The organism is Thermosporothrix hazakensis, from assembly GCF_003253565.1.
Lineage (GTDB): Bacteria > Chloroflexota > Ktedonobacteria > Ktedonobacterales > Ktedonobacteraceae > Thermosporothrix > Thermosporothrix hazakensis.
Genome location: NZ_QKUF01000001.1, coordinates 150,268 through 172,335, shown reverse-complemented (window position 1 = coordinate 172,335; position 22,068 = coordinate 150,268). Strand labels below are relative to the sequence as shown.

Genomic DNA, 22,068 nt, shown 5'->3' with positions numbered 1-22,068 from the left:
CTCCTGCTTCACAGTATACGAAAATGTGCCAGGATGTACCAAATTGTCTATTTCTATAGAGTAGCTATTTCTATCTATGGAAGTGAAGGCCCGGGTAAGCGCGGAGACTTACCCGGAAAGCGCTGCTCAGGCGGAGCAAGGGCCCCGGCGGATATGCGCTCGAACCTCTTCAAGCGAATGGTTCCAGGTAAAGCAGCTTTGCAGCCAGGTTGTGCCTGCGGCTTCGTAGGCTGCAATAATTTCGGGGGTGCGCTCATCGCGCCCGATGTAGAGCGAGGCCATCACATCGAAGGGGGCTGTATGCTGACGATGCCGCTGCATGAATGTGATAATCTCATGAATATCCTCGGGGGTTAGCGTGCGCTCGCGTGAGAGGGGGGTGACGCCATCCCAGGCGGCGGCCCGACGAAAGGGCCTGGGATGTGGCCAGAAGCCAGCAAGCCAGATCGGGATGCGTGGCTGTTGCAGTGGACGCGGCGCAAATTGGATATCGCGAATATGGTAGTGTGTACCCTCAAAGCTGAACGGTTCGCCGCTCCATAGCCCGTTCAGAATGGCAAGGCCCTCATCCAGCATCGCGCCCTGTGTCTTCGGGTCGGCCTCCTCACCAAAGCCCTCGAATTCCCGGTTGCGATCGCTGCCCAGACCTACCCCTAGAATCAGGCGACCCTGCGAGAGATGATCGAGCGTGAGCGCCTCGCGAGCCACTTTCCACGGTCGACGACGGGGCAACGGTGTAACCATCGGCCCGAATTTGATGCGGCTGGTGTTCAGGGCAACAGCGGTCAGCGCAATCCAGGGATCCGCCATCGGTACCGGAGGCTCCAACCCGGCCGGGAAATACAGGATATGATCCCAGAGAAAGAAGCCGTCCCAGCCGGCGGCCTCAGCTTCACGGGCCAGCTCGGCCAGCGCTCGCGTGTCGCTGAATTGAGCAAAATTAGGAAGATTAATCGCAAAATGCATGCGGCATCGATCCTCTTTTCTATGCTATTGACATGTCATTCTTATAGTATCGGATCATTTTTCGCGCTGTCAAGGCTCGCCTGCTTGCAAGAGGCAGGCATGGAGGCGGGAAGGGGAGGACAGCAAGCGATATAATAAAGACAAATCAATGAAACCTGTTATCGACTGGCGGGGAAGGATTTTGTTTTTATGACGACTACGCAACAACATGCACAACAGGCATCCGTTGTTCCGGCTCGAAATCCGGGGATGCCGCTTGATCTGGATTGGATACATCGTGTCCATGTCAATCGGAGCGCCGTGGAGCGTCGGGCGGCGACCTTGCCAACCAGGCGCACGGTCAAGAAGGAGTGGCAGGCGGCGTGGCTGCTGCGAGCCATCACCTGTATCGACTTGACCACGCTTATGGGTGATGACACGCCTGGCAACGTGCGTCGCCTATGTGCCAAAGCCCGGCAGCCGGTGCGTCAGGAAATACTGGACGCGCTCGGCTTCAATGAACTGCACGTGGGCGCGGTCTGTGTTTATCACAACCTTGTGCCTGTGGCCGTCGAGGCATTGCAGGGAACAGATATTCCGGTAGCGGCAGTCTCAACCGGGTTTCCTGCCGGACAGACCCCCTTTGAGCTCAAATTGCGCGAAATTGAGGCGTCGGTGCAGGCCGGGGCGAAGGAAATCGATATTGTGATCTCGCGCCCGCATGTCCTCACCGGTAACTGGCAGGCACTCTATGACGAGGTGAAGGCGTACCGCGAGACGTGTGGAGAGGCGCACTTAAAGACGATTCTGGCAACGCATGAGCTGGCGACGCTGCGCAATGTGGCGATGGCAAGCCTTGTCTGTATGATGGCCGGAGCCGACTTTATCAAGACTTCGACTGGAAAAGAGCCGGTGAACGCAACACTTCCGGTCGGGCTGGTGATGACGCGCATGATTCGCGAGTATTTTGATCGGACCGGCTACAGGGTTGGTTTTAAGCCCGCCGGTGGTATTCGCACTGCCAAGCAATCGCTTGATTGGTTGATTTTGATAAAAGAAGAACTGGGGAACGACTGGCTGAACAATACACTGTTCCGGTTCGGTGCAAGTGGCCTGCTCGCCGATATCGAGCGTCAGCTTTCCCACTTTGTGACAGGCCGTTATGCAGCAGAGTACCATAATCCGCTGGCGTAGGGAGAGAAGTGCAGATGAACATTATGGAGATTTTTGAGACGATGGAATATGGCCCGGCTCCAGAAGATGCCTCGATTGTGCGGAACTGGCTTGAAAAGCACGCTCAGTTTGACCTATTTATCAATAATCAATGGGTCAAGCCAGGCGAGGAGCGCTATCTTGAAAGCCTTGATCCCGCGACCGGGAAGCCTCTGGCACAGGTTGCGGCGGCCACATCCGCTGATGTCGATAAGGCTGTCGCGGCGGCTCGCAAGGCGTTCAAATCTTGGAGCAAGCTGGCGGGACATGTGCGGGCGCGTTATCTCTATGCGATTGCTCGTCAGATTCAGAAGCATGCTCGCTTCTTTTCCGTGCTGGAAACGCTGGATAATGGGAAGCCCATTCGCGAGACCCGAGATATTGATATCCCGCTGGTGGCGCGTCACTTCTATTACCATGCCGGATGGGCGCAACTGATGGCCTCGGAACTGCCGGGTTACGAGCCGGTGGGCGTGATTGGTCAGATCATTCCCTGGAACTTTCCGCTCTTGATGCTTGCCTGGAAGATTGCTCCGGCGTTGGCAATGGGCAACACCGTCGTACTGAAGCCCGCGCGTTATACCTCACTGACCGCGCTCAAATTTGCCGAGATTGTGCAGGAAATTGGCCTACCACCTGGTGTGGTGAACATTGTCACCGGTGAGGCCGGACAGGTTGGCGAGGCGCTGGTCAACCATCCCGACGTGGATAAGATCGCCTTTACAGGCTCAACGGAAGTGGGTCGCTCGATTCGACGGGCAACAGCCGGTTCCGGGAAAAAGCTCTCTCTGGAACTGGGGGGCAAGTCGCCCTTTATCGTGTTCGATGATGCCGACCTTGATAGCGTTGTCGAGGGAGTTGTAGACGCGATCTGGTTCAATCAGGGGCAGGTCTGTTGTGCCGGTTCGCGCCTGCTGGTACAGGAGAACATCGCCGATCGCTTGCTTGAGAAGCTGCGCATTCGCATGGAGCACCTGCGCGTCGGCAACCCGCTTGATAAGGCTATCGATATTGGCGCGATCGTGTCGCAGTCGCAGTTGCGTGATATTCAAAAACTGGTCGATCAGGGTGTTGCGGAGGGTGCCGAGATATGGCAGCCGTCATGGTCCTGCCCGACCGACGGCTATTTCTTCCCGCCAACGCTCTTCACCAATGTCTCTCCGGCCTCGACCATCGCTCAGGTGGAGATCTTTGGCCCGGTATTGGTTGCGATGACCTTCCGCCATCCATCTGAGGCGGTAGCGCTGGCGAATAATACGCGCTACGGGCTGGCCGCAAGCATCTGGAGCGATAATATCAACCTTGCGCTTGATGTGGCGTCGAAGATCAAGGCGGGCACCATCTGGGTGAACACAACCAATGTCTTTGATGCATCGAGTGGCTTCGGTGGCTATCGCGAAAGTGGTTATGGACGCGAGGGCGGTAAAGAGGGGCTCTACGAGTATGTCAGGCCGAAGCACGAGGGGGCAGCGCCAAAGCCGGCACGCAAGGTAGCACAGGAGGAAACGCCCGAGACCGTCGAGAGCTCGCTTCCTGCCATTGATCGCACTCCCAAGCTCTATATTGGCGGCAAACAGGCTCGCCCGGATTCGGGCTACAGCCGTCCGGTCTATGGGCCTTCGGGGCGCTTGCTGGGCGAGGTTGGCGAGGGCAACCGTAAAGATATCCGAAACGCGGTTGAGGCAGCCCGTGCAGCGGCTTCGTGGGGGAGCAATACGGCGCATAATCGCGCGCAGATTCTTTACTATATTGCCGAGAACCTCGCCAGCCGTGAGCAGGAGTTCGTTTCACGGATCGTGCAGCAGACCGGTTCTGGTGTCGGGGAAGCTGCTAACGAGGTGCAGGCGTCGATCGCGCGCTTGTTCAGCTATGCTGCATGGGCCGATAAGTTCGAGGGCTCGATCCATCGCCCGCCGCTGCGTGGTGTGGCGCTGGCAATGCACGAGCCGGTGGGCGTGATCGGGCTTGCCTGTCCCGATGAGTATCCGCTGCTTGGCTTTATCTCGCTGGTCGCGCCTGCGATTGCGATGGGCAATACGGTGATCGCGCTTCCTTCGCCACAGGCCCCGTTGAGCGCGACTGACTGCTATCAGGTCTTCGATACCTCTGATGTGCCGGGCGGCGTCATCAATATTGTGACAGGCGACCGCGAGGCGCTGGCGAAGGTGCTTGCCGAGCATGACAGCGTGGACTCCATGTGGTATTTCGGGACTGCCGAAGGATCGCGCATGGTTGAGGCCGCATCGGCGGGTAATATGAAACGTACCTGGGTCAATTACGGGCGCTCTCGCAACTGGCTGCTCCCCGATCAGGGTGAAGGGCAGGAGTTCCTGCGTGAGGCCGTTCAGGTGAAAAATATCTGGATACCCTACGGCGAATAATCCTCTTTGTGGGCCAGAGCGATCCTCTGGCCCCTCCTCTTTTTGAGTATCCCCGATTCTGCGGATTTTCTTGTGTCAGGGAACCGGGTAAAACAGCGGTAGAGGCGCAGAGAAGCGAACAGACAGGAAAGAAGCGGTGTTGTTTTTCAGGGTGAGCAGACTAGCGGTGGAGAGTTGAAACATGCGATAATAAACACAAACTGCCAACAATGAACTCTCTTTGAACGCCGTTCGTAGTGTCTGTTTGTACCCGGTGTGGGCTTTAACGATCCATACCAGAAATGAAGCCTGCAATCGTATCTCACCTCCAAACCAGGCAGGGGAGGAAGGCTTGCAGCAGTCTTGAGTGGTTGCTGCGAAACAAACTGTTGAGCTATCTAGTTCTGGAAGCAGGAGCTTGTGCGCATGGAGTCTCTGAACCTCTCTCATTCCTCAGATGCGCAGTCTGGTATGAGAGATCGGGGTAACGATGCCCGAAATCCGCAGCAATTATCGGTTAAGGATTTGGCCCACTGTTGCGCGGAAGAGACCAACAAGTTTTTACGGCAAAGGGATTCAAATGACCGCTTTTGTTTAGAGCTGTTCCGGCGTGCCATTGTGCAACGAGATGAGGCGGCATGGAGCAGTATTTATCAGCAGTATGCACCTCTGGTTCTGACGTGGGTGTCACAGCATCAGAGCGTCGCGGCGCTGTTTGGTTCGGAAGGGAACGCTGCACTTGTGAACGCGGCTTTTGCGAAATTCGCTCAGGCGCTTACCGCGGAGAAAATGCAGAAGTTTGCTTCCCTGGCTGCTCTATTGAAATATCTGAAATTGTGTGTGCATAGCGTGGTGGCCGACGAACTGAGACTGCGTCAGGCGCGGCAACTGGAAGAGACCCTTGAATCAATCGAGCAGGAGCCGGCAGCCAGCGATCCGGCTGAGGATGTGATTTCGCAACTTTCGGCCCACAATCTCTGGCAGATTGTGCAGGCGGAGGTCAATGGTGAAGAGGAACAACTGTTACTCCATCTGGTCTATGTGCAGGGGCTGAAGCCGGGTGAGATCAGCGCGCAGCATCGACACCTGTTCCCGACCGTTGATGATGTGTATCGCGTGAAGCGCAATGTGCTTGAGCGCCTGCGTCGAAATCGCCGTCTACTCGCTTTATTGCGTAGCCAGCATTTCTGATTTTTACGCTCGCCTGAAACACAAAAGAGGCGAAGGAACTCGTTTATTAAGGTGATCGGAGAAAAGAACGTTCTTGTATTTTGAACTGGTATGAGCTTCTGTTCCAGTACGATCGAGCTTGCCGACTTGAAAATCTGTGGAAAGGAATACGCATTTCGAGAACATGTGCATGGAGTGTCAGGAACCTGGTGCTATTCGTGACGAGGAGTTGATAGCCTACCTCTCCGGTGAGCAGGTTCGTCCTGCCGTGGTGCGCCATCTTGCCCGTTGTTCGGCATGTGCGGCCCTGGTGAATGGATACCAATTTCTGGATGCCAAGCTACAGCAGAAGCTCTACCGCTGGAATTGTCCGCCGAGTCTGCTTCTGGGCGAGTATCAAATGGGCTTGCTGGATAGCACGCAGGAAGCAGCCTTGCGTGAGCATCTGCGCATCTGTGCCCGCTGTACACAAGAGGCCGCTGCGCTTACGGCGCTGATCGCGAATGATCCCTTGTTCGCGGTTCATCAGCCCCTGCCCGAAGCGCAAAAGGTCGGGGTGCAGCTCTCCCATATCCTGCATGATCTGCAAGAAGGGACGCGCCGTATTCTTGCGACCCTGCTGCCACAGCCTGCCAATGGCGGCTATGCGCTTCGTCAGGCTTCGGTACAGACGAGCGAGTGGCCGCGGCGCTATCAGGCAGGGGCTATTCAGATCTCGCTTCAGCTTGAACGCGAAACGGGAGGGCGTCAGACGTTGGTCGGACTGATTACCCGCAAGGATGCGGCGTTAGGAGCCTTGCAGGGTATTCCTGTTGCCCTGCTCTCCGACGAAACAGAGGCGCTCTACACGCAACGAATTGACGATCTGGGCAATGTGATCTTCCCTGAATTGCCTCCCGCGCTTTATACGCTGGAAGTGCATTTTCCGGATGGCACCATTGTCGTCGAGCAGATTCCTCTCAACGGGTAGTGTCATTGACGCCACGGGAAATTGCGGCCTTGCTGCTGAAATGCAGGGAGGATCAGGGACGACACCTGTTACAGCAGCTTGTGCCGCGTATGAGTCTGGATGCGCTGGAACAACTGGTAAACGCGCTCAAGATGGCCGCTGACCGCTACTGGCTGGAAAATGTCAGTCTCTCTTTTGTGCTCTCTGGCTATGTGCTGTTGATCGGTGAACTGAGTGGCAATGGCTCCTTTTACGCGCTCGGGCTGATGACGCGAGGCGATGCCCTGCGTGGCATGGAGCGGCATGAAGAGGCGCTGCCTTTCTTTGATGCCGCTGGCGAAGAGTTTCTCGCGTTGCATGATCTGGTCGGCTGGGCGCGTTCCCGGCTCGGGCGGATCAGTTCATGTATGCGGCTCAATCGCATGTCGGAGGCGCTCCGAGACGCAGCGGCGGCGCGTGAGATCTTTCTTCAGACAAACAATCTGATCCGCGTCGGTCAGCTTGATGTGAATACCGCCATTATTCACTTTGAGCTCGGCCAGTATGAGCAGGCACTGCGGTACTACGATCGCGCGATTGAAGCGTATATGCTGCATGGGGTGAATGTTGACCGCCTGATTGCTCGGGCGCTGGCAAATAAAGCGATGGCGCTCGCGGCGCTTGGGCGCTTTCATAAGGCGGTCGAGTTGCATCAAGAGGCCTGTGAGACCTTTAAGCAATATGGCACTCGAGAAGAGATCTCTCTGGCGCGGCAATACCTGAACATCGCTGATATTTATACCGCTCAGGGGCGCTACAGTCAGGCATTGATGCTCTATAATCGCTGTTTACCGCTCTTCCGTGAGCATCAGATGACGTTCGCGGAGGCGGAAGTGTTGTTGCAGATGTGCCTCTGCCTGCTGCGACTGAACCGCACCGAAGAGGCGTATGAAATGGCCTCTGATGCGGTTGCGATGCTTCGGACGCAGGAGGGACAGGATGATAGCCTTGCGCGGGCGCTGATGTATCAGGCGCGGGCGGCCATTCATGAGCATCTTTTTGAGGAGGCGGCACTTCAGCTTCAGGAGGCAAGCACGTTGCTCTTGAATCGTGGCCTGACCCGACTTGCAGCGCAGGCTCGTTTCTATCGCGCTGAACTGGCTTTCTCAATCGGGGAGTTTGAGGAGAGCAAGCGCGAGGTGCGCTATGCCGCTGATGCCTTCGCTGAACAGGAGGATGTGCCGCTTCTGGCGCAGGCGATGCTCCTTGAGGCCCATATTGCAGACGTGCGGGGCGAAGCGGAGGCGGCGCGTGTACTCTGCCTGCATGCGCTGGATCTGGCTGAGAAACAGGAACTTTTCGAGGTCCGGTATCGCTGCCATGCGCTGCTTGGCAAGCTTGCGGCCAGTGCCGGGAAGGACGAGGAGGCGGGAATCTTCTACGATCTGGCAATCAAAGGCATCGACGAGATTCAGAGCCGCCTCATTCTCGATGAGCGTTCCAGCTTTCTCGAAGACAAGGGCGCAATCTATCAGCAGGCGGTCGAGCTGGCCTTGCAGCGCGGCTATCTGGAACAGGCTTTTATCTATGTGGAGAAGGCCAAGTCCAGCGTTCTGGGTGATTATGTGCGCAACAATATCGACATCCGTTTACGCGCCGATGAACAGGTCAGTGATGAGCTGCTGGAAGAGCTTGCCCGCCTGCGTGAGGAACAGGCATGGTATAGCTCCATTGTGTATGAGACCGTTAACGAAGCGAATCTGAGCGATACGGCACTGATGCGCATTCGGACGATTGGTCCTGTCCGTGCACGCGAGGAGATGCGCGAACGAGAGCGGCAAATAGAGCGGCTCCTTGAGCAGATTCGGCTTTCATCCGCTCACAAGTTGCTGCAGACGCCCGCGCTGACAAACGATCTGGTTGTCTTTGAGAACTGGGCCTGTCTGCCCTCAGGGACGCTGCTTCTGGAATATTATCTGACCGAGCAGGATCTTCTCATCTTTCAACTGACATGTAACGGTATCGAGGTTGAGCGCGTTTCGGGAGCGCGTCCCCAGCTCGAGCGTCTGCTGACCCTCTGGCGGGCCAATCTTGACCTTGCTGCCCAGGCTGCGACCTTACCGGAGCGTGAGCGCGAGTTCGCCTCATTGCAGGAAAACGGGCTCGGCCTGCTGAAACGTCTGCACGCGCTGCTCATTCGTCCGGTCGTGGTGGATATGCAGCGCGTTGACCATTTGATTGTTGTGCCCTATGGAATGCTGCACTATCTCCCCTTTCATTGTCTGTTTGACGGCACACGCTTTCTGGTCGAGCGCGTGCAGATCTCCTATCTTCCCTCGCTCACGTTGCTGGATATCTGCTTGCAGCGTGGGGCCCGCAGCGCTGCTACGCCACAGAATATCCAGCATTCGCTGGTGCTTGGGGTCTCGGATCAGTTGCCCTTTGTGCGGGAGGAAGCAAGCGTCGTGGCCCGATGCCTGAACGCTCCCTGTGTACTCGATCAGGAGGCCACGGTTAGCCTGCTTCAGGCTCGAAGCAGCTATAGCCCGGTGGTTCATATCGCGGCGCATGGGCTCTTTCGGCTTGACGCGCCCGATTTCTCCTTTATCAGTCTGGCGGATCGCCAATTGAACACGTTCGAGGCCTTTAACCTGGACCTGTCGCTCTGTTCGCTCCTGACGTTAAGCGCGTGTGAGACCGGACGGGCGAGTATTGGTGGCATTGATGAGGTGATTGGCCTGGGGCGCGGCTTCCTGTATGCAGGAGCGGCTTCGCTCTTGCCGACACTCTGGAAGGTAGACGATGCCAGTAGCGCCGAGTTGATGGAGATGTTCTATCGCCAGCTGTTGCAAGGGGCGACGAAGGCGGGAGCGCTGGCACAGGCGCAGCGAGCGTTTTTGTTGCGGGCGCGGGCTTCACTGCATCCCTATCGTCTGCACCCCTATTTCTGGGGCGCGTTTCAACTGATTGGTGATCCCGGTCCTCTGCTTGCATGAGTGGTACAATGACGAGGAACCATATCATGAGGTGAGGAAATACGATGAAGTATCTTGTTCCCGACTATGTGTATACAACTGAAGGGCTTCAAGCGAACAGGGTGGTCGCGGTCAACGATGAGGGATATATTGCGGCGGTAGTCGAGAATACCCTGACCGATGAAGAGCTACAGGCCCCCTCGGCGGTTCGTCTGCCCGGCAAGGCGCTGCTCCCCGGCTTTGTGAACGTCCACAGCCATGTATTTCAGCGGAACCTGCGTGGTCATACGCATCGCCCGCTTTCGCAGCAGGATACCTTCTGGACGTGGCGGCGTGCCATGTATGAAGAGGCGCAACACATGACTCCCGAACAGCTCTATGAGCTGGCGCTGCGGACGTATCGGGAAATGCTGGCAAATGGCTATACCAGTGTGGGCGAGTTCCATTATGTTCACCATCAGCCCGATGGGACGCCCTATGAGCAGCCAAACGCGATGGCTGAGGCAGTGCTTCGAGCCGGGAAAGAGGCCGGTTTGCGCGTGGTGCTGCTGATGACGGCCTACGCTCGCGGCGGCTTTAACCAGCCAGTGGAAGAGGGGCAGAGACGCTTCTGTGATCGCTCGGTGGATGCCTATCTTGCCCGTGTGGAGGCGTTGCGCTCGGAGGGCGTTTTGATCGGTCTGGCTCCTCATTCGGTACGCGCGGTGCCGGGAAACTGGTTTCATGAGATCGCGCGTTATTGTCGTACCTATCAGCTTCCATTGCACGTTCATGCTGACGAGCAGGTAGCCGAGATCGAACAGTGCAGACTTGCACATGGATGTTCCCCGATTGAGTTGCTAGAGCGCTACGGAGCGTTGTTCCCGCTAACCACGATTGTGCATGCGACCCATGCCAACGCCAGAGAGATAGAGCTGCTGGCGCTTCATGGCTGCACTGTGTGCGTCTGTCCGACAACCGAGGGAGATCTTGGGGATGGTATCGCACCCTATGCCGAGCTACGGGCCGCCGATATCCCGCTGTCCATTGGCTCGGATAGCAATACGCGCCTTGATCCGATTGAGGAACTGCGTTGGGCAGAATATACGGCGCGCATGCGCTATCAGCGACGGCGGGTACTGGTCGCGGGAGAACTGGAAGCGCCAGGGCCCCTGTTGCTGGACTATGGCACACGACGCGGCGCGGTGGCGCTCAAGCTGGCAACGGGTAGCATTGCCCCTGACCTGCTGGCCGATTTTGTGGTTGTCGACCTCGAACACCCGTCGCTTGTGGGCTGGACGCAACAGGATTTCCTTGACACGCTCTTTTTCGGCTCCTCTTCCGAGGCAATCGTCCAGACATGGGTGCAGGGGCAGAAGGTCTACGAGCGGAGATAGAGACCCGATCAGGCCCCTATCTCGTCTGGCGTAGACGCGGTTTTCGCGCTCTGGGTCCATATACCGAGGCGTCGCTGTTGGGGCTGGCGTCTCGGTTTTGGTTCGAGCACTGTTTGCTCGCTGGCAAGGCGCAGCGCTTCCTCGATCGCGCGATCAAGCTGCGGATCGCTGCCCTGGACGAAATCCTGTGGCGCAATATCGACCTCAATATCAGGGTCGGTGCCATAGTTCTCGATATTCCAACCCACATCAATGAACCAGTTCGCGTATTCTGGCTGCGTGGTGGTGGTGCCATCGACCAGATGATGATTGAGTGTATAACCGATCACTCCGCCCCAGGTGCGCGTTCCAATGAGCGGACCGAGGTTCATGAGCTTGAAGGCATGGCTGAAGATATCGCCATCTGAGCCTGCATGCTCGTTGGTCAACGCGACCATCGGTCCACGCGGAGCCTCTTTCGGATATGGCGCGGGTTGTCCCCAGCGCGAGATCTTGCAGCCGAGGCGCTTGCGGGCCAGTTTCTCCAGCAGCAGGCCGGAGACATTACCACCACCATTCCAGCGCACATCAACAATCAGGCCGGGACGATCATATTCAGCCAGAAAGCCGCGATGGAACTCAGCATAGCCCTTTGGCCCCATATTCGGGATGTGGATATAGCCCACGCGCCCCTGCGAGCGCTCATGGACATAACGGCGGTTCGTCTCAACCCAATCGCGGTAGCGGGCCTCACGCTCCATTGCCAGCGAGATCGCGTGCACTGTGACGATGCGAGTTTCGCCCGTTTTTGCCGACTCAATTGTCAGTTGAACCTCATACTCCGCCTGATTAACCAGCAAGGCTTGTGGGCTGCGCTGTGCGCTGACGCGTTGCCCGTTGATCGCCAGCACCGCATCACCAACCTCGATATTCAGGCCGGGAGCGGTGAGCGGTGAAGTGGCCTCGCGGTCCAGCGGGTCGCCCTTGATAATGCGGGCGATCCGATAGCGTCCGGTGGCCTCATCATAGTGCCAGTCGACGCCGAGCGAGCCCTGACGATAATAGACACCCTGTCGATACGCGCCACCATATTCATACGTGTGCGAGGTGCCAAGTTCACCCTGCAACTCGTGAATCAGGTCGGAGAGCTCCGAGCGCGAGCTGACACGCTCCAGCAGCGGCGCATAGCGGGCGTACATCGAATCCCAGTCAATGCCGGACATATCTTCGGTCCAGAAATGTTCTCTCTGTAAACGCCAGGCCTCGGCGAACATCTGCTTCCACTCGCTGGCCGGTTGCACCGAGACTTTCACCCGGTCCAGATCGAGCCAGCCACTTTCTTTCGAGGGGGTATTGCTCTCGGAGCGTGGCTTCTCACAGTTGCGCAGCACGCGCAGGCGAGTCCGCGAGCGATACAGCAGCGTGGAGCCGTCACGCGACAGGGTTAGCTCATTGACCGAATCTGCAATCCGTTCCAGGTTCTGTGTTTCAAAGTCATAGCACTCAACCCAGCCTTTCGCGGGTCCTGATAGCTCACCGTTCAGGCCGCTGACAAGGAAGAGCACTTTACCGCGCAGCGCAAGGATGCCATCGTAGCGTGCTTCGCCGGTCGGGAAGGGTACGGCGCGGCTGGTGATGCCTTCAAATTGAATGCGCACGGTGCGTCGTGGGCCGCTGTTCACCTCATGAAGTGGTGTTGCGGGAAGCACCTTTTCTTCCTGTGCGGCGCTCTCGCCTCCGGGGATAGTCTCTTCAACAGAGGCAGATGTTGTCTTCCACGTGTCGGGCTGACGATCCTTCAACAGCCGCGATTCAACCTCGAATGGCGAACGGATATCGTTGCGCAATGGGAGCGCATACGGGATCACACCGCGCGGGAAGCTCCATTCAAACTGCATGTTATCGGAGACCGGATTAAAGACACGGTAGCTCAGGAAGTAGAGGAACCTGCCGTCCGGGTCAAAGCTTGGCGAGACGTCGGAGCGCACTGGATCGGTGACAACATGCGTTTCCCCGGTATTGATATTGCCGATTTTGATCGCGCGCTTTTGTCCTGAAAGTGGGAAACTATAGGCGATCCATTGCCCATCAGGAGACCAGGCCAGATCATAGATGCGTGCATGCTCGCTTGCATCGAGAATCATCGACATGCTGGTTGCCAGATCGACAAGTATCAATTCCTGGCGGTGGTTGGTAATCGCGACAATATCGGCGGTAGGCGATACTTCAAACTCAAGCACACGACCTAGATCGAGCTCAGTGAGCATTTGTGGCTCTTCATCGCTATCCGGATTGAAGATGACGAGTGTCTCATAGCCCGGAGCGTCACAGATCGCAACCAGCCGATGCCCGTCGTTGAGCCATTCGAGGAAGCGATAGCGTACGCCATCCTGCTCGCCATGCTGCACAACCGCGCCTTCCCAGTTGCTCATAGTGAAGGCCTTGCCACGAGTGGTCAGTGCGACGGCGTGCCCCCGTGGATGCAGCGCGAACGTATCAAGGTAGTGATCAGCCGCGACGAACTTACGGTTGAGTTGTGTACGTGGGCCTGGCATGGTGAGCGGAACCTGCTGTACATGCCCGGTACGTGGATCGAACAGGTAGAGGTCCGCCGCCATCTGAAAGACAAGCTGCTCTCCGTCCGTCGAGAGATGGCGGGCGTAGAAGTCGTGAAAGTCCGTATGGCGCTGAAGGTCCTCCCCAGCGGGTGTACAGGAATAGATGTTTCCCGTTCCTTCATGGTCGGACAGGAAGTAGATTCGGGCGCCAATCCAGCATGGGTCGGTGATATTGCCGTTGAGGTTGAGAAGTCGGGTAAAAGTTCCTTCTCCGGTTGGATCGCACCAGAGATGACCGACGTTACCGCCACGATAGCGTTTCCAGTAGGCGGGCTCTTCGGTGTTGCGCCCGATCACGACCCCTTTTCCCGGACCAAAGGAGACCGCGCTTGCCATTCCGTACGGTAGCAGGTGCGGTACGCCCCCTTCCGGGCTCACAGCATAGATGACGTTGTAGTCATGGTGAAATTGACCTGCGTTGCTTGTGTAGAGAATGGAGGAACCATCAGGGGTCCAGCCAACGACACGACAGGAGACGCCATCGAAGGTCAGGCGGCGGGCCGGGCCTCCCTGAGCGGGCATCACGTAGACTTCTTCCGGGCCTTCTTCGCGGCCCACGTAGGCGATCCATTGCCCATCTGGAGAAAAACGGGGGTGGCTTACTCGGCCCGTTCCTGCTGTCAGGCGCTCTGCGCGTCCTCCCTTGCTCGAAACCTGCCAGAGATCGTCTTCCGAAACAAAAACGATAAGATCATGATAAATGGTAGGGAAGCGAACATAACCGAGCGAAGGCATTCTAACTCCTTTTGGCGAGTAGCCAGATGTTGAAATGTTCATAGTGTGCTTACTGATGTTCTGATGCAAAGGGATGAATCTATAGAATATCCGTCAGTATGATAGACGTGTGTAGAATGCAGTATTTATCAGGAGATAAATTGATATTACCTGAGTTAAATAGATTATATCACTACTGTCAGGTACTGTCTAGAATAGTAGAGCTGTATGGGAAAATAGTCACTGCATGAGTGCTGAAAATGCGACTGGAAGTGTAGATATCGCGACACATTAAGCGGCTCCTCAGGCCAGTGCGAGGGGGAAAGCTCGGCACCGTTTGCCTATCTGTATTATCTGTATATACTCGCTCATTCCACTTTTTCAGAATGAGCGATCTTCAGAAGAAACAAAAATAACGAATTTCTGCCGAAACGTTGCCTGCATGATTTTTAGAAGCGCTTATAGATGCACATTGAAACGTTGCGAAATGGTTGTGCTCCGGTTGAAATATGTATGAGCTCGCTTGTGAAGCTTTTTTTGTTGGAAAAAAAGCATCGAAATTTCGGCGAAAGTCGTTTATAATAGTGAGTACAGATCAATGAAAGAATGCTCGTATTCTGGCAGGCCAATGATGGCCCTGTGTATAGCACCGAGTCAAAGAGGAGTAGGAACTATGAACGAGCAAGAGTGCAAACGTATTGGACGATATCATTCATGTGTTGAGAATGGACAACTCAAGCTGTATTACCATCAGGTTGGTGACCCCAACGGCTTCTATGGTTCAATGGACCCCGAAGAAACACTTGGGCTTCTAGAATTCCTCTCAAGACATCGGGAAGCCATCTATCAGGCCGTAAATCAGAAAGAAATGCAGCAGCATTACCTCTAAATAGAACGAAAGCCAGAAACAGACGCTTGTTGGGACAGGGAGCGGGAATGCCCCTGCTCGTTTCCCCATGCAAGCAACAGATGCAGCAGTTCGGCTGCTGAAGCGTGAAACTGCTATCGAGAGCAAGCAACAGGTCGTATCCTGTCCTTGCTCTTTTTTGTCGGCACAAAAGATGAGAAATGTATACCAAATAGGGGCTGTTGCGACCTTTTCTAGACGATAAAGACAACGAACTTCTGTATAGAAAGGCGTATTATTAAAAATATGGGGCCTTATCGGGTAGAAGGGAGAGAACATGGCGATTCTATACAGGAGCGAACAGATGAATCTGGTCTCATTCTCGATCAAAACCAAAGGGATGCACAACTTTATCCGGCGGCTCTGGACCGTTTTTGCGCGTTTTGGGTTCACTGAGGGGAGGACACGTCGCTCTCTCTACTCAATTATGGATGCGCTCTCTTCTTATAAGGGATCGCCTACCTTTTTTATTCCCGCAATTGTGTTGCAGAGGCATCCCCGGCTTATTGCTGAGCTTGCCGAGAATGGAGCCGAGATAGGGATACATGGATATATTCATAACGACTATCGGGCCCTGAACCGGGACGAGCAATACCACCATGTGCGTAGGGCGATAGAGGTATTCGAGAGCGTGCCACTTGTCTTTCAGGGATTCCGTAATCCGTATCTCGGGTGGACCGAAGAAACGCTGGACGTGTTTACTGAGCTGGACTTGACCTATGATAGCAATGAGGCCGTCATCCACGATGTCATAGACCGCAGCCGCTTTACGCCGACGCTACTGGATGGGCTTGAGAAGTCACTGGCACTCTTTCAGGCTATTCCTCCTGGAACCTATGCCCTGCGACCGCACTTTGAGGGAAACCTGCTCCGTATTCCGACAAGTATCCCCGATGATGAAATGCTCTTTGATCGCCTGCGCGTCACCAATGCGCACGAGTTGGGCGAGATCTGGTGCCGCGTGATGCAGAATGTCTATGACTATGGCGGGATCTACGCCTTGAACTTGCATCCGGAGCGGGGCGTCCTCTGTCGGCGTCCGCTGGATATGCTGTTGCGCTACGCTGCCGAGTTGCCCGGAGGGGTCTGGCTGGCGCGTCTGGATGAAGTGGCCCAATGGTGGCGCGAGCGCAGCCGCTTCAGTATTCAGATCACGCCCCGGGGATCTCATTTCTGGCAGATTGAGGCGACCTGTACCCCACGAGCAACGTTGCGTGCTCGCAACATCTCAGTAGATTACCAGCTTCCGACCGTGGGCCGAGAGCTTACCTGTAAGCCGCGCTGTATCGTGCAATCCAGTAAGTGCCCCTGTATCGGCCTCTCGCTGCGAACGCCGCGTTCCGTTTCCCACTTTTTGCAGGAAGAGGGTTACCCCACGCACTATTGCGCGCAGGAACAGGCCGAACAGTATGCGCTCTACCTGGACATGCCTGAAGGGATGGGAGCCTCGCGCCATGAACTCCGTTCGATTGGTTGCGAACTGATCCAGCGTATCGAGCAATCCGATGCGCCGCTGCTCTATTTTGGCGCCTGGCCGAACAACTGCCGGGCTGCCCTGGCGATCAGCGGCGATATCGATTCAATCACGATACAGGATTTCTTCTTGCGCATCCTTGAAGTGCATCAACAGAAGAGGGTTCACGAGCAGAGTGCCGTCTAGAAAGGCCTACCTGGCAATCGAGAGCGGTCGCTTCTCCGGCAAGGGGTTTTCAGCCAGAGCGCTCAACAGGTGTTGATAGCGCTGTGCCATCTTCTCCCATTGATAGGGTAGGTAATCCTCGGCCGCGTTAGCAACCATGCGTGCTCGCTCCTCCGGGTGCTCATAGAGGGAGATGATCGCATCGGCGAACTCCTGCGGGTGCTCGGGACGACAGAACTTAATTGACTCCGGACGGAACATCGAGCGAATCGCGGGTGTGTCAGAGGCGATGATGGGACGGCGCATCCAGGCGAATTCATACGCCTTTGTCGGGAGCACCAGATCCATAAAACCGTCACTGCGATACGGAATAATGCCGATGTCGCCATGCACCACAAAATGGACTAGCTCTTCGGAAGGGCTACTATCGGTAAAGACAACTCGGTCGGCAACATCCAGCTTCCGGGCAAGTTCCTGCAAATAGGGTAGATGTTCACCGCGCCCCTGAATATCCAGTCGCAGTGTCGGCACGGCATGGCGTGCAATGGCAACCGCACGGATCGCGATATCCAGGCCATTCCGTTCGGAAATCGTGCCGTGATACATCAAAATAAATGGCTCATCGTCTGAGGCACGCGGACGCGGGTGCTGCTGTAGCGCTTCCGGGAAGATCTTCGGATCGGCGCTGTTCAGAATGATCGTCATTTTCTCTGGTGGAACGCCGCGTTGTAGCAGCAGGCGCTCAAAGGGAGGTCCGACCGTGATGACGTGATCGGCGAACGCGGTCGAAAGCCGCTCCTGAAGCCGAGCAAGCCAGGTAACAACCGGTTTTACGTTTGATTTTGCTTTCGCTGCCATCAGTTCCGGGCAGGTATCCTGAACCTCAAGAATGACTTTCGCTCCGGCCAGCTTCGGGAGCAGCGCCGCAAACACAAGATAGTCTGGCATATTGTGCACATGAACAATATCATAGGGGCACTGTCGATGAAGCTGTGCGACTTTCACTCCGGCTTGTAGAAGGAAGACGCTCCAATCGAGCAGCGTGCGTGGCAGAGAACGCCCGAAGCCCCGGTCCATCGGAAGGCGAAAGGCACGCACGCCGTTGATGATCTCAAAGCTCTGCTCGTGCGGCTGACGCAAGCAAATGACATCGACCTCTGCGCCACCGTCTATTGCGGCTTCAGCGACGCGGCGGACGAGTACATCAAACGGGTACCAGTCGAAGGTAATGGTTGCAACTCGAATCGGTGTCATTGTTTTTCCTATCCTCTTTGAGCAAACTAGTTACGATGATATGCGACTTGTGCGGACCCATTCGCCGGTATGCTTCTTGTTCCTGCGCAGTGCCAGAATGACCCACAGTTTCCAGAGGATGAAACGGGGTGCGTGCAGCAACGCCAGATAGACAGCCCGAGGAGGGCGGAGCAGATACAGCGCAGTGCCCGCATAGAAACAGAGCGCCAGGAGAAGGAGAGCGTTGATTGCAAGCGATACGGGCGAAAAAAGAACCAGAGATGCGAGTAGCGTGAGCAGGCAACCACTGACAATGACAGAGAGTGGTGGGGTGAGAAGCTCTGCGATTGCCTCCAGTCGTGCCAGATCGTGGTGTTGTATCCCGGCCTTGAGCAGGCTGCATACAGTTTGCCAGGTACTTCGCTGCTCTTCTGCGGCTTCCCATCGAATATCCTGTGTGCGCATCTGCTGAAACGTGGTTGGCATCTCGGAGCGGACCAGTGCTTCGGGCACATAGCGCACACGAATGCCATTGGTAATAAGCGTCAGATAATATTGGTAGTCCTCGGCCAGTGAGAACGCCTGCCAGGGGTGCCGTTGCAGTGTGGCTCGGGCAAGACACATGCCATTTCCTGTGAGAGTCGAGGAGGCTCCCAGACCGTTGCGCCCGAGTGGTCGTACATGATTCATCAAGGTGAGCGCGATCAGGCGCAGGGCCGTGCTCGGTGAGTCTGTAGGATTCAGGACGGTGTTCTGTCCTTGCAAGGCGAGTGCACCGTTACGGAGCTCATAGGCGAATGCACGTAAAAAGGACGGTGTCACCACTGAATCGGCATCCAGGATGACATAGGCATCATAGATCTCTCCTTCAATCCGCTTGAGTAGCCAGTTGAGCGCGTATCCTTTGCCACGTCTGGTGGTATCGGTACGCTCATGAACCCGGGCATAAGGTCGCGCAATTTCAGCAGTATGGTCGGTGCAATTATCTGCGACCACATGGATTGTATAGCGATCTTTCGGGTAATCAAGCGCCGCGAGGCTCTCAAGCAGCTTCTTGATCACGCTTTCCTCATTATGGGCAGGGATCAGAAGCGCGAATGTGACGTCGTCGGCATGCGCAATATTCAGCGTTCTCCGTTTCCGCGAGACGATGATTGCCAGGCAGGAAAGCAGGCAGAGATAGAGCAAGGGCAGGGCCAGACAGAGCGTCATCAGCAGAAGCAGCCAGCGAAGCGCTTCCAGCATCATCGAAAATACAGGCATAAGAGCGATACCCCCTGTTCAAGCGAGCTGTTCCAGGATGTGGAGGAGGCGGTCCCCGCATCGTTGCCAGCTATAGTGTGTCTCGACCAGCGCGCGTCCTGCCTGCCCGAGCCTCTGGCGTAGTTCAGGCTCGCGCAAGAGCCGGAGGATGGCAGCAGTGAACGCCTCCGGTGTGTCTGCCAGCAAAAGATGTTTCTCATGTTCGACCGCCAGCCCTTCTGCGCCGATACTGGTCGAGACGACGGCCTTTTGCATAGCGAGCGCCTCAAGAATCTTGATCCGCGTGCCACTGCCGATCAGCAGCGGCACAATGGCGATAGAGGTGCGTTGAAAGTAGGGGCGTGTGTCGGGGACGCTCCCCGTTACCGTGATTCCGGGCTGGTTGGCGAGTCGCAGAATGTCAGGTGGTGGATTCTTCCCGACAATGCACCATTGCAGCGCAGGGACATGCTGTCGAAGGGTCGGCCAGCACTCACGGGCGAAAAAGAGGACTCCGCTTGTATTCGGATAGTAGTCAATCGAGCCAGTGAACAGCAGTTGTGGTGGCTCCACTTCACCTTCAGTGATGGGGGTGAAGGAGGTGAGATTGACGCCGTTAGGTACAACCTCTATAGGGCGGTCAGGCACAAGCTTGTGCAGGATATGCTGCTCGCGCTCGCTGGTCACAAGGATCAGATCAGCTTTGCTACATTGTGCCAGCTCGTATGGCCTGACAAGACGATACTCAAGCCAGTTATAGAGCTTGCGGAGGGCGTTACTGTCATGCTGATAGCTTCGGCACAGTAGCTCGAACTCAAGATTATGTTGTAGCAGAATCGTTCTGGTTCCCGGCGGAAGGCGCATCCCCGCGCTCAGGGCACAGTCAAAGATCACGGCATCATAGTGAGTCAGGCGAAAGTGCTCGTCAATGGCCTGTTGCATGACCGGATGCGTGTAGCGCAGAAGCGTATTGGATTTTCCCCGGGCCAAATTCAGCAATTGACGAACGCGCTTCTGTTGCCCTGTGCCCGGACGTGTAAGCACATGAATCGTGTTGACAAAGCTGCTCAGGCGGGTGATATCCTCCTCTATATGGATTTCATCCGGTTGAGCGGCTGCCAGGAGCGAGACAGGATGTTGCTGTGCCAGCGCTTTAAGCAGAAAGAAACTTCTCGCTTTAGCGCCCCACGTGGGCGACGGCAGATAAGGGGATATGACGAGTAGTCTCATTCCTCTCTCCTCCCTGTTGAGCGGCGTCAAGTGTGGGCAGCTTGAACAGGATGCCCGCGAGCAGGCCAAGATAGATCACATTGCGATAGAAGAACAATTGATAATCGGCGTAGGCAACAATAATCTCCATCACTGCAACAGCGACTACATAAATCGCGACAAGCTGCAAATAGGGGTCCCGTAGCGTGCGGGCGATAATGCAGCCTCGCACGATCAGCGCGCCGAAGAGATACCAGAGTGCCAGATAGCCAGCCGGACCAAGTCGCATCCAGATCCAGTAGATGGTATTGTGTGGCACCAGCGTATAGTATGGATCCTGTTCTGAGATGTCCGGGAGTGGCACCGGTTGCAGGAACTCTTTGCCAAAGCCATAGCCAAGCAGCGGATTCTGTTTGGCCGTATACTTCAGATCAAAGTTTTCGATGTCTCGATAGATATTGGATGAATACTCGTCTTTATCGATGGTTGGTTGCGCGTTAAAGACCGAGAGCACGGCCCGGGCTGGCGCTCCCGCTAATCCGCTCGCGTGACTGAAGGCAAGTGTGTAGGCACCGCCGAGTAGCGCACAGAAGAGCATCAGCGCGATCAACAGGGGGCGTAGTCGCTTCTTGAGGACGAAGATCAGGCACCACGCGACGCCCATTCCTGCCAGCAACGCAACATAATCGGCGCGGCGATCATTGGCGATAGTCGAGAAGATCACCGGAGGCAGCGCCAGTAACGCCACGAGAAATTGTCCCCGCCGCCGATGATGCAGACAGAAGAGCATGACCAGCAACAAGAGCGCCACAAAGAAGAAAGACTCTTCATGCGACATGATCTCGTTGTGCCCGTGCATCTGCCCGCCGTACTGTACAATGAAGATATAAACGCCCTGCCAGCCTTTGAAGGTCGCTCCCAGAATGACAAGCCAGAAAAACACCTGTACTTGCTCTTTACGCTCAAGCAGGTTGTATGCCAGCATATAGGAGAGAAAGAGGTACCAGAGGGGCCGGACTTCCAGCACCGTAGATTTAAGACTGCCTCCGCTGGTCAGGCCGTGGAGCACTCCCCATGCCACACAGAGCAGAAAGCAGCAGTAGGGCCAGAAAAGGGGACCGCCCAGAAGCGGGCGCTGTCGTTTCGAGAGCCTATGACCGACAAGGATCAGGAGCGTGAAAAGGAAGAAGAAGCCTATCGGGCGCTCAACCAGTCCCTCCAATTGAGGCGGCCAGTAGAAGAGATAGAGCCGATCTGTGCCGATAGGTATCGGGCGGGCGTTCTGTTCGATCAGGACCACGCACCCTACTGCCAGAAACAGACCGATAGAGGGCCAACGGAGGATGAAAAGCAGGCAGAGAATCACCACACCGAGGCTGGCCAGCAGCAAGAAGCCAATCTGTACGCCGACCAGTGTCATGAGCGGCGTGATTCCGATGGTTATGGCAAAGAGCAAGGCGAAAAGCCGCGTTTCGGAACGCTTTCGAGTTGCCTGTAATGTCTGGACGTCTGCCAGTTTTCCCTCGGGATGAAAGAGTTGATGCATTGCCATAATCACGCT

At 56.0% G+C, this 22,068-nt stretch carries 14 protein-coding genes; 8 read left to right on the top strand and 6 right to left on the bottom strand.

From position 1 onward, the window contains the following. Positions 1-126: 126 nt before the first annotated feature. Complete coding sequence (locus EI42_RS00685) at positions 127-966, bottom strand: LLM class flavin-dependent oxidoreductase (RefSeq protein ID WP_111317670.1); 840 nt, start codon at positions 964-966, stop codon at positions 127-129. A 189-nt stretch (positions 967-1,155) separates the two neighbouring features. Here EI42_RS00685 and deoC point away from each other — a divergent pair, with 189 nt between their 5' ends. The 6 genes from deoC (at position 1,156) to EI42_RS00655 (ending at position 10,966) form a co-directional block, all read left to right on the top strand. Beyond that, a complete protein-coding gene (gene deoC / locus EI42_RS00680) occupies positions 1,156-2,139 on the top strand; it encodes a deoxyribose-phosphate aldolase (RefSeq protein ID WP_111317667.1) in 984 nt (327 codons plus the stop codon). A 14-nt stretch (positions 2,140-2,153) separates the two neighbouring features. Beyond that, the gene (locus EI42_RS00675) at positions 2,154-4,538 is read left to right on the top strand and encodes an aldehyde dehydrogenase family protein (RefSeq protein ID WP_111317664.1); all 2,385 of its coding nucleotides are present in this window, start codon (positions 2,154-2,156) and stop codon (positions 4,536-4,538) included. A gap of 405 nt (positions 4,539-4,943) precedes the next feature. Further along, positions 4,944-5,708, top strand: coding sequence for an RNA polymerase sigma factor (locus EI42_RS00670; protein ID WP_111317661.1), 765 nt, complete (start codon positions 4,944-4,946; stop codon positions 5,706-5,708). A 169-nt stretch (positions 5,709-5,877) separates the two neighbouring features. Next, positions 5,878-6,657: a zf-HC2 domain-containing protein gene (locus EI42_RS00665; RefSeq protein WP_111317658.1), complete on the top strand. Its 780-nt coding sequence runs from the start codon at positions 5,878-5,880 to the stop codon at positions 6,655-6,657. Between the two features lie 5 nt (positions 6,658-6,662). Next, positions 6,663-9,611 (top strand): CHAT domain-containing protein, encoded by a 2,949-nt coding sequence (locus tag EI42_RS00660; protein ID WP_137686083.1) that lies wholly within the window; start codon positions 6,663-6,665, stop codon positions 9,609-9,611. Positions 9,612-9,655: 44 nt separating this feature from the next. Beyond that, positions 9,656-10,966: a formimidoylglutamate deiminase gene (locus tag EI42_RS00655; protein ID WP_111317654.1), complete on the top strand. Its 1,311-nt coding sequence runs from the start codon at positions 9,656-9,658 to the stop codon at positions 10,964-10,966. An 8-nt stretch (positions 10,967-10,974) separates the two neighbouring features. On the opposite strand, the gene EI42_RS00650 is transcribed toward EI42_RS00655, so the two are convergent. Then, positions 10,975-14,298 (bottom strand): S41 family peptidase, encoded by a 3,324-nt coding sequence (locus EI42_RS00650; protein WP_111317652.1) that lies wholly within the window; start codon positions 14,296-14,298, stop codon positions 10,975-10,977. Positions 14,299-14,950: 652 nt separating this feature from the next. Between EI42_RS00650 and EI42_RS00645 the strand changes: the two genes are divergently transcribed. Both EI42_RS00645 and EI42_RS00640 read left to right on the top strand, forming a co-directional pair. Then, positions 14,951-15,166, top strand: a complete 216-nt coding sequence (locus EI42_RS00645) for a hypothetical protein (RefSeq protein WP_111317649.1) — start codon at positions 14,951-14,953, stop codon at positions 15,164-15,166. A gap of 322 nt (positions 15,167-15,488) precedes the next feature. Then, complete coding sequence (locus EI42_RS00640; RefSeq protein WP_170142256.1) at positions 15,489-16,844, top strand: polysaccharide deacetylase family protein; 1,356 nt, start codon at positions 15,489-15,491, stop codon at positions 16,842-16,844. Positions 16,845-16,850: 6 nt separating this feature from the next. On the opposite strand, the gene EI42_RS00635 is transcribed toward EI42_RS00640, so the two are convergent. From EI42_RS00635 to EI42_RS00620, 4 genes are read right to left on the bottom strand one after another with little or no spacing between them, the layout of a single operon-like run. Then, the gene (locus EI42_RS00635) at positions 16,851-18,077 is read right to left on the bottom strand and encodes a glycosyltransferase family 4 protein (RefSeq protein WP_111317643.1); all 1,227 of its coding nucleotides are present in this window, start codon (positions 18,075-18,077) and stop codon (positions 16,851-16,853) included. Between the two features lie 30 nt (positions 18,078-18,107). Continuing rightward, positions 18,108-19,319 (bottom strand): glycosyltransferase family 2 protein, encoded by a 1,212-nt coding sequence (locus EI42_RS00630; RefSeq protein ID WP_111317641.1) that lies wholly within the window; start codon positions 19,317-19,319, stop codon positions 18,108-18,110. Positions 19,320-19,337: 18 nt separating this feature from the next. Beyond that, on the bottom strand, positions 19,338-20,528 hold the full coding sequence (locus EI42_RS00625) for a glycosyltransferase (protein WP_111317638.1): 1,191 nt from the start codon (positions 20,526-20,528) through the stop codon (positions 19,338-19,340). Further along, positions 20,476-22,059, bottom strand: a complete 1,584-nt coding sequence (locus tag EI42_RS00620; RefSeq protein ID WP_111317635.1) for an O-antigen ligase family protein — start codon at positions 22,057-22,059, stop codon at positions 20,476-20,478. The genes EI42_RS00625 and EI42_RS00620 overlap by 53 nt, the downstream gene beginning before the upstream one ends. Between the last annotated feature and the right edge of the window lie 9 nt (positions 22,060-22,068).

Bases quoted from the DNA above. Each gene is read 5' to 3' on its own strand.
- EI42_RS00665 (WP_111317658.1), top strand. From the start codon at position 5,878: ATGGAGTGTCAGGAACCTGGTGCTATTCGTGACGAGGAGTTGATAGCC.
- EI42_RS00630 (WP_111317641.1), bottom strand. From the start codon at position 19,319: ATGCCTGTATTTTCGATGATGCTGGAAGCGCTTCGCTGGCTGCTTCTG.
- EI42_RS00640 (WP_170142256.1), top strand. From the start codon at position 15,489: ATGAATCTGGTCTCATTCTCGATCAAAACCAAAGGGATGCACAACTTT.
- EI42_RS00645 (WP_111317649.1), top strand. From the start codon at position 14,951: ATGAACGAGCAAGAGTGCAAACGTATTGGACGATATCATTCATGTGTT.
- EI42_RS00670 (WP_111317661.1), top strand. From the start codon at position 4,944: ATGGAGTCTCTGAACCTCTCTCATTCCTCAGATGCGCAGTCTGGTATG.
- EI42_RS00655 (WP_111317654.1), top strand. From the start codon at position 9,656: ATGAAGTATCTTGTTCCCGACTATGTGTATACAACTGAAGGGCTTCAA.
- EI42_RS00650 (WP_111317652.1), bottom strand. From the start codon at position 14,298: ATGCCTTCGCTCGGTTATGTTCGCTTCCCTACCATTTATCATGATCTT.
- EI42_RS00635 (WP_111317643.1), bottom strand. From the start codon at position 18,077: ATGACACCGATTCGAGTTGCAACCATTACCTTCGACTGGTACCCGTTT.
- deoC (WP_111317667.1), top strand. From the start codon at position 1,156: ATGACGACTACGCAACAACATGCACAACAGGCATCCGTTGTTCCGGCT.
- EI42_RS00625 (WP_111317638.1), bottom strand. From the start codon at position 20,528: ATGAGACTACTCGTCATATCCCCTTATCTGCCGTCGCCCACGTGGGGC.
- EI42_RS00675 (WP_111317664.1), top strand. From the start codon at position 2,154: ATGAACATTATGGAGATTTTTGAGACGATGGAATATGGCCCGGCTCCA.
- EI42_RS00620 (WP_111317635.1), bottom strand. From the start codon at position 22,059: ATGGCAATGCATCAACTCTTTCATCCCGAGGGAAAACTGGCAGACGTC.
- EI42_RS00685 (WP_111317670.1), bottom strand. From the start codon at position 966: ATGCATTTTGCGATTAATCTTCCTAATTTTGCTCAATTCAGCGACACG.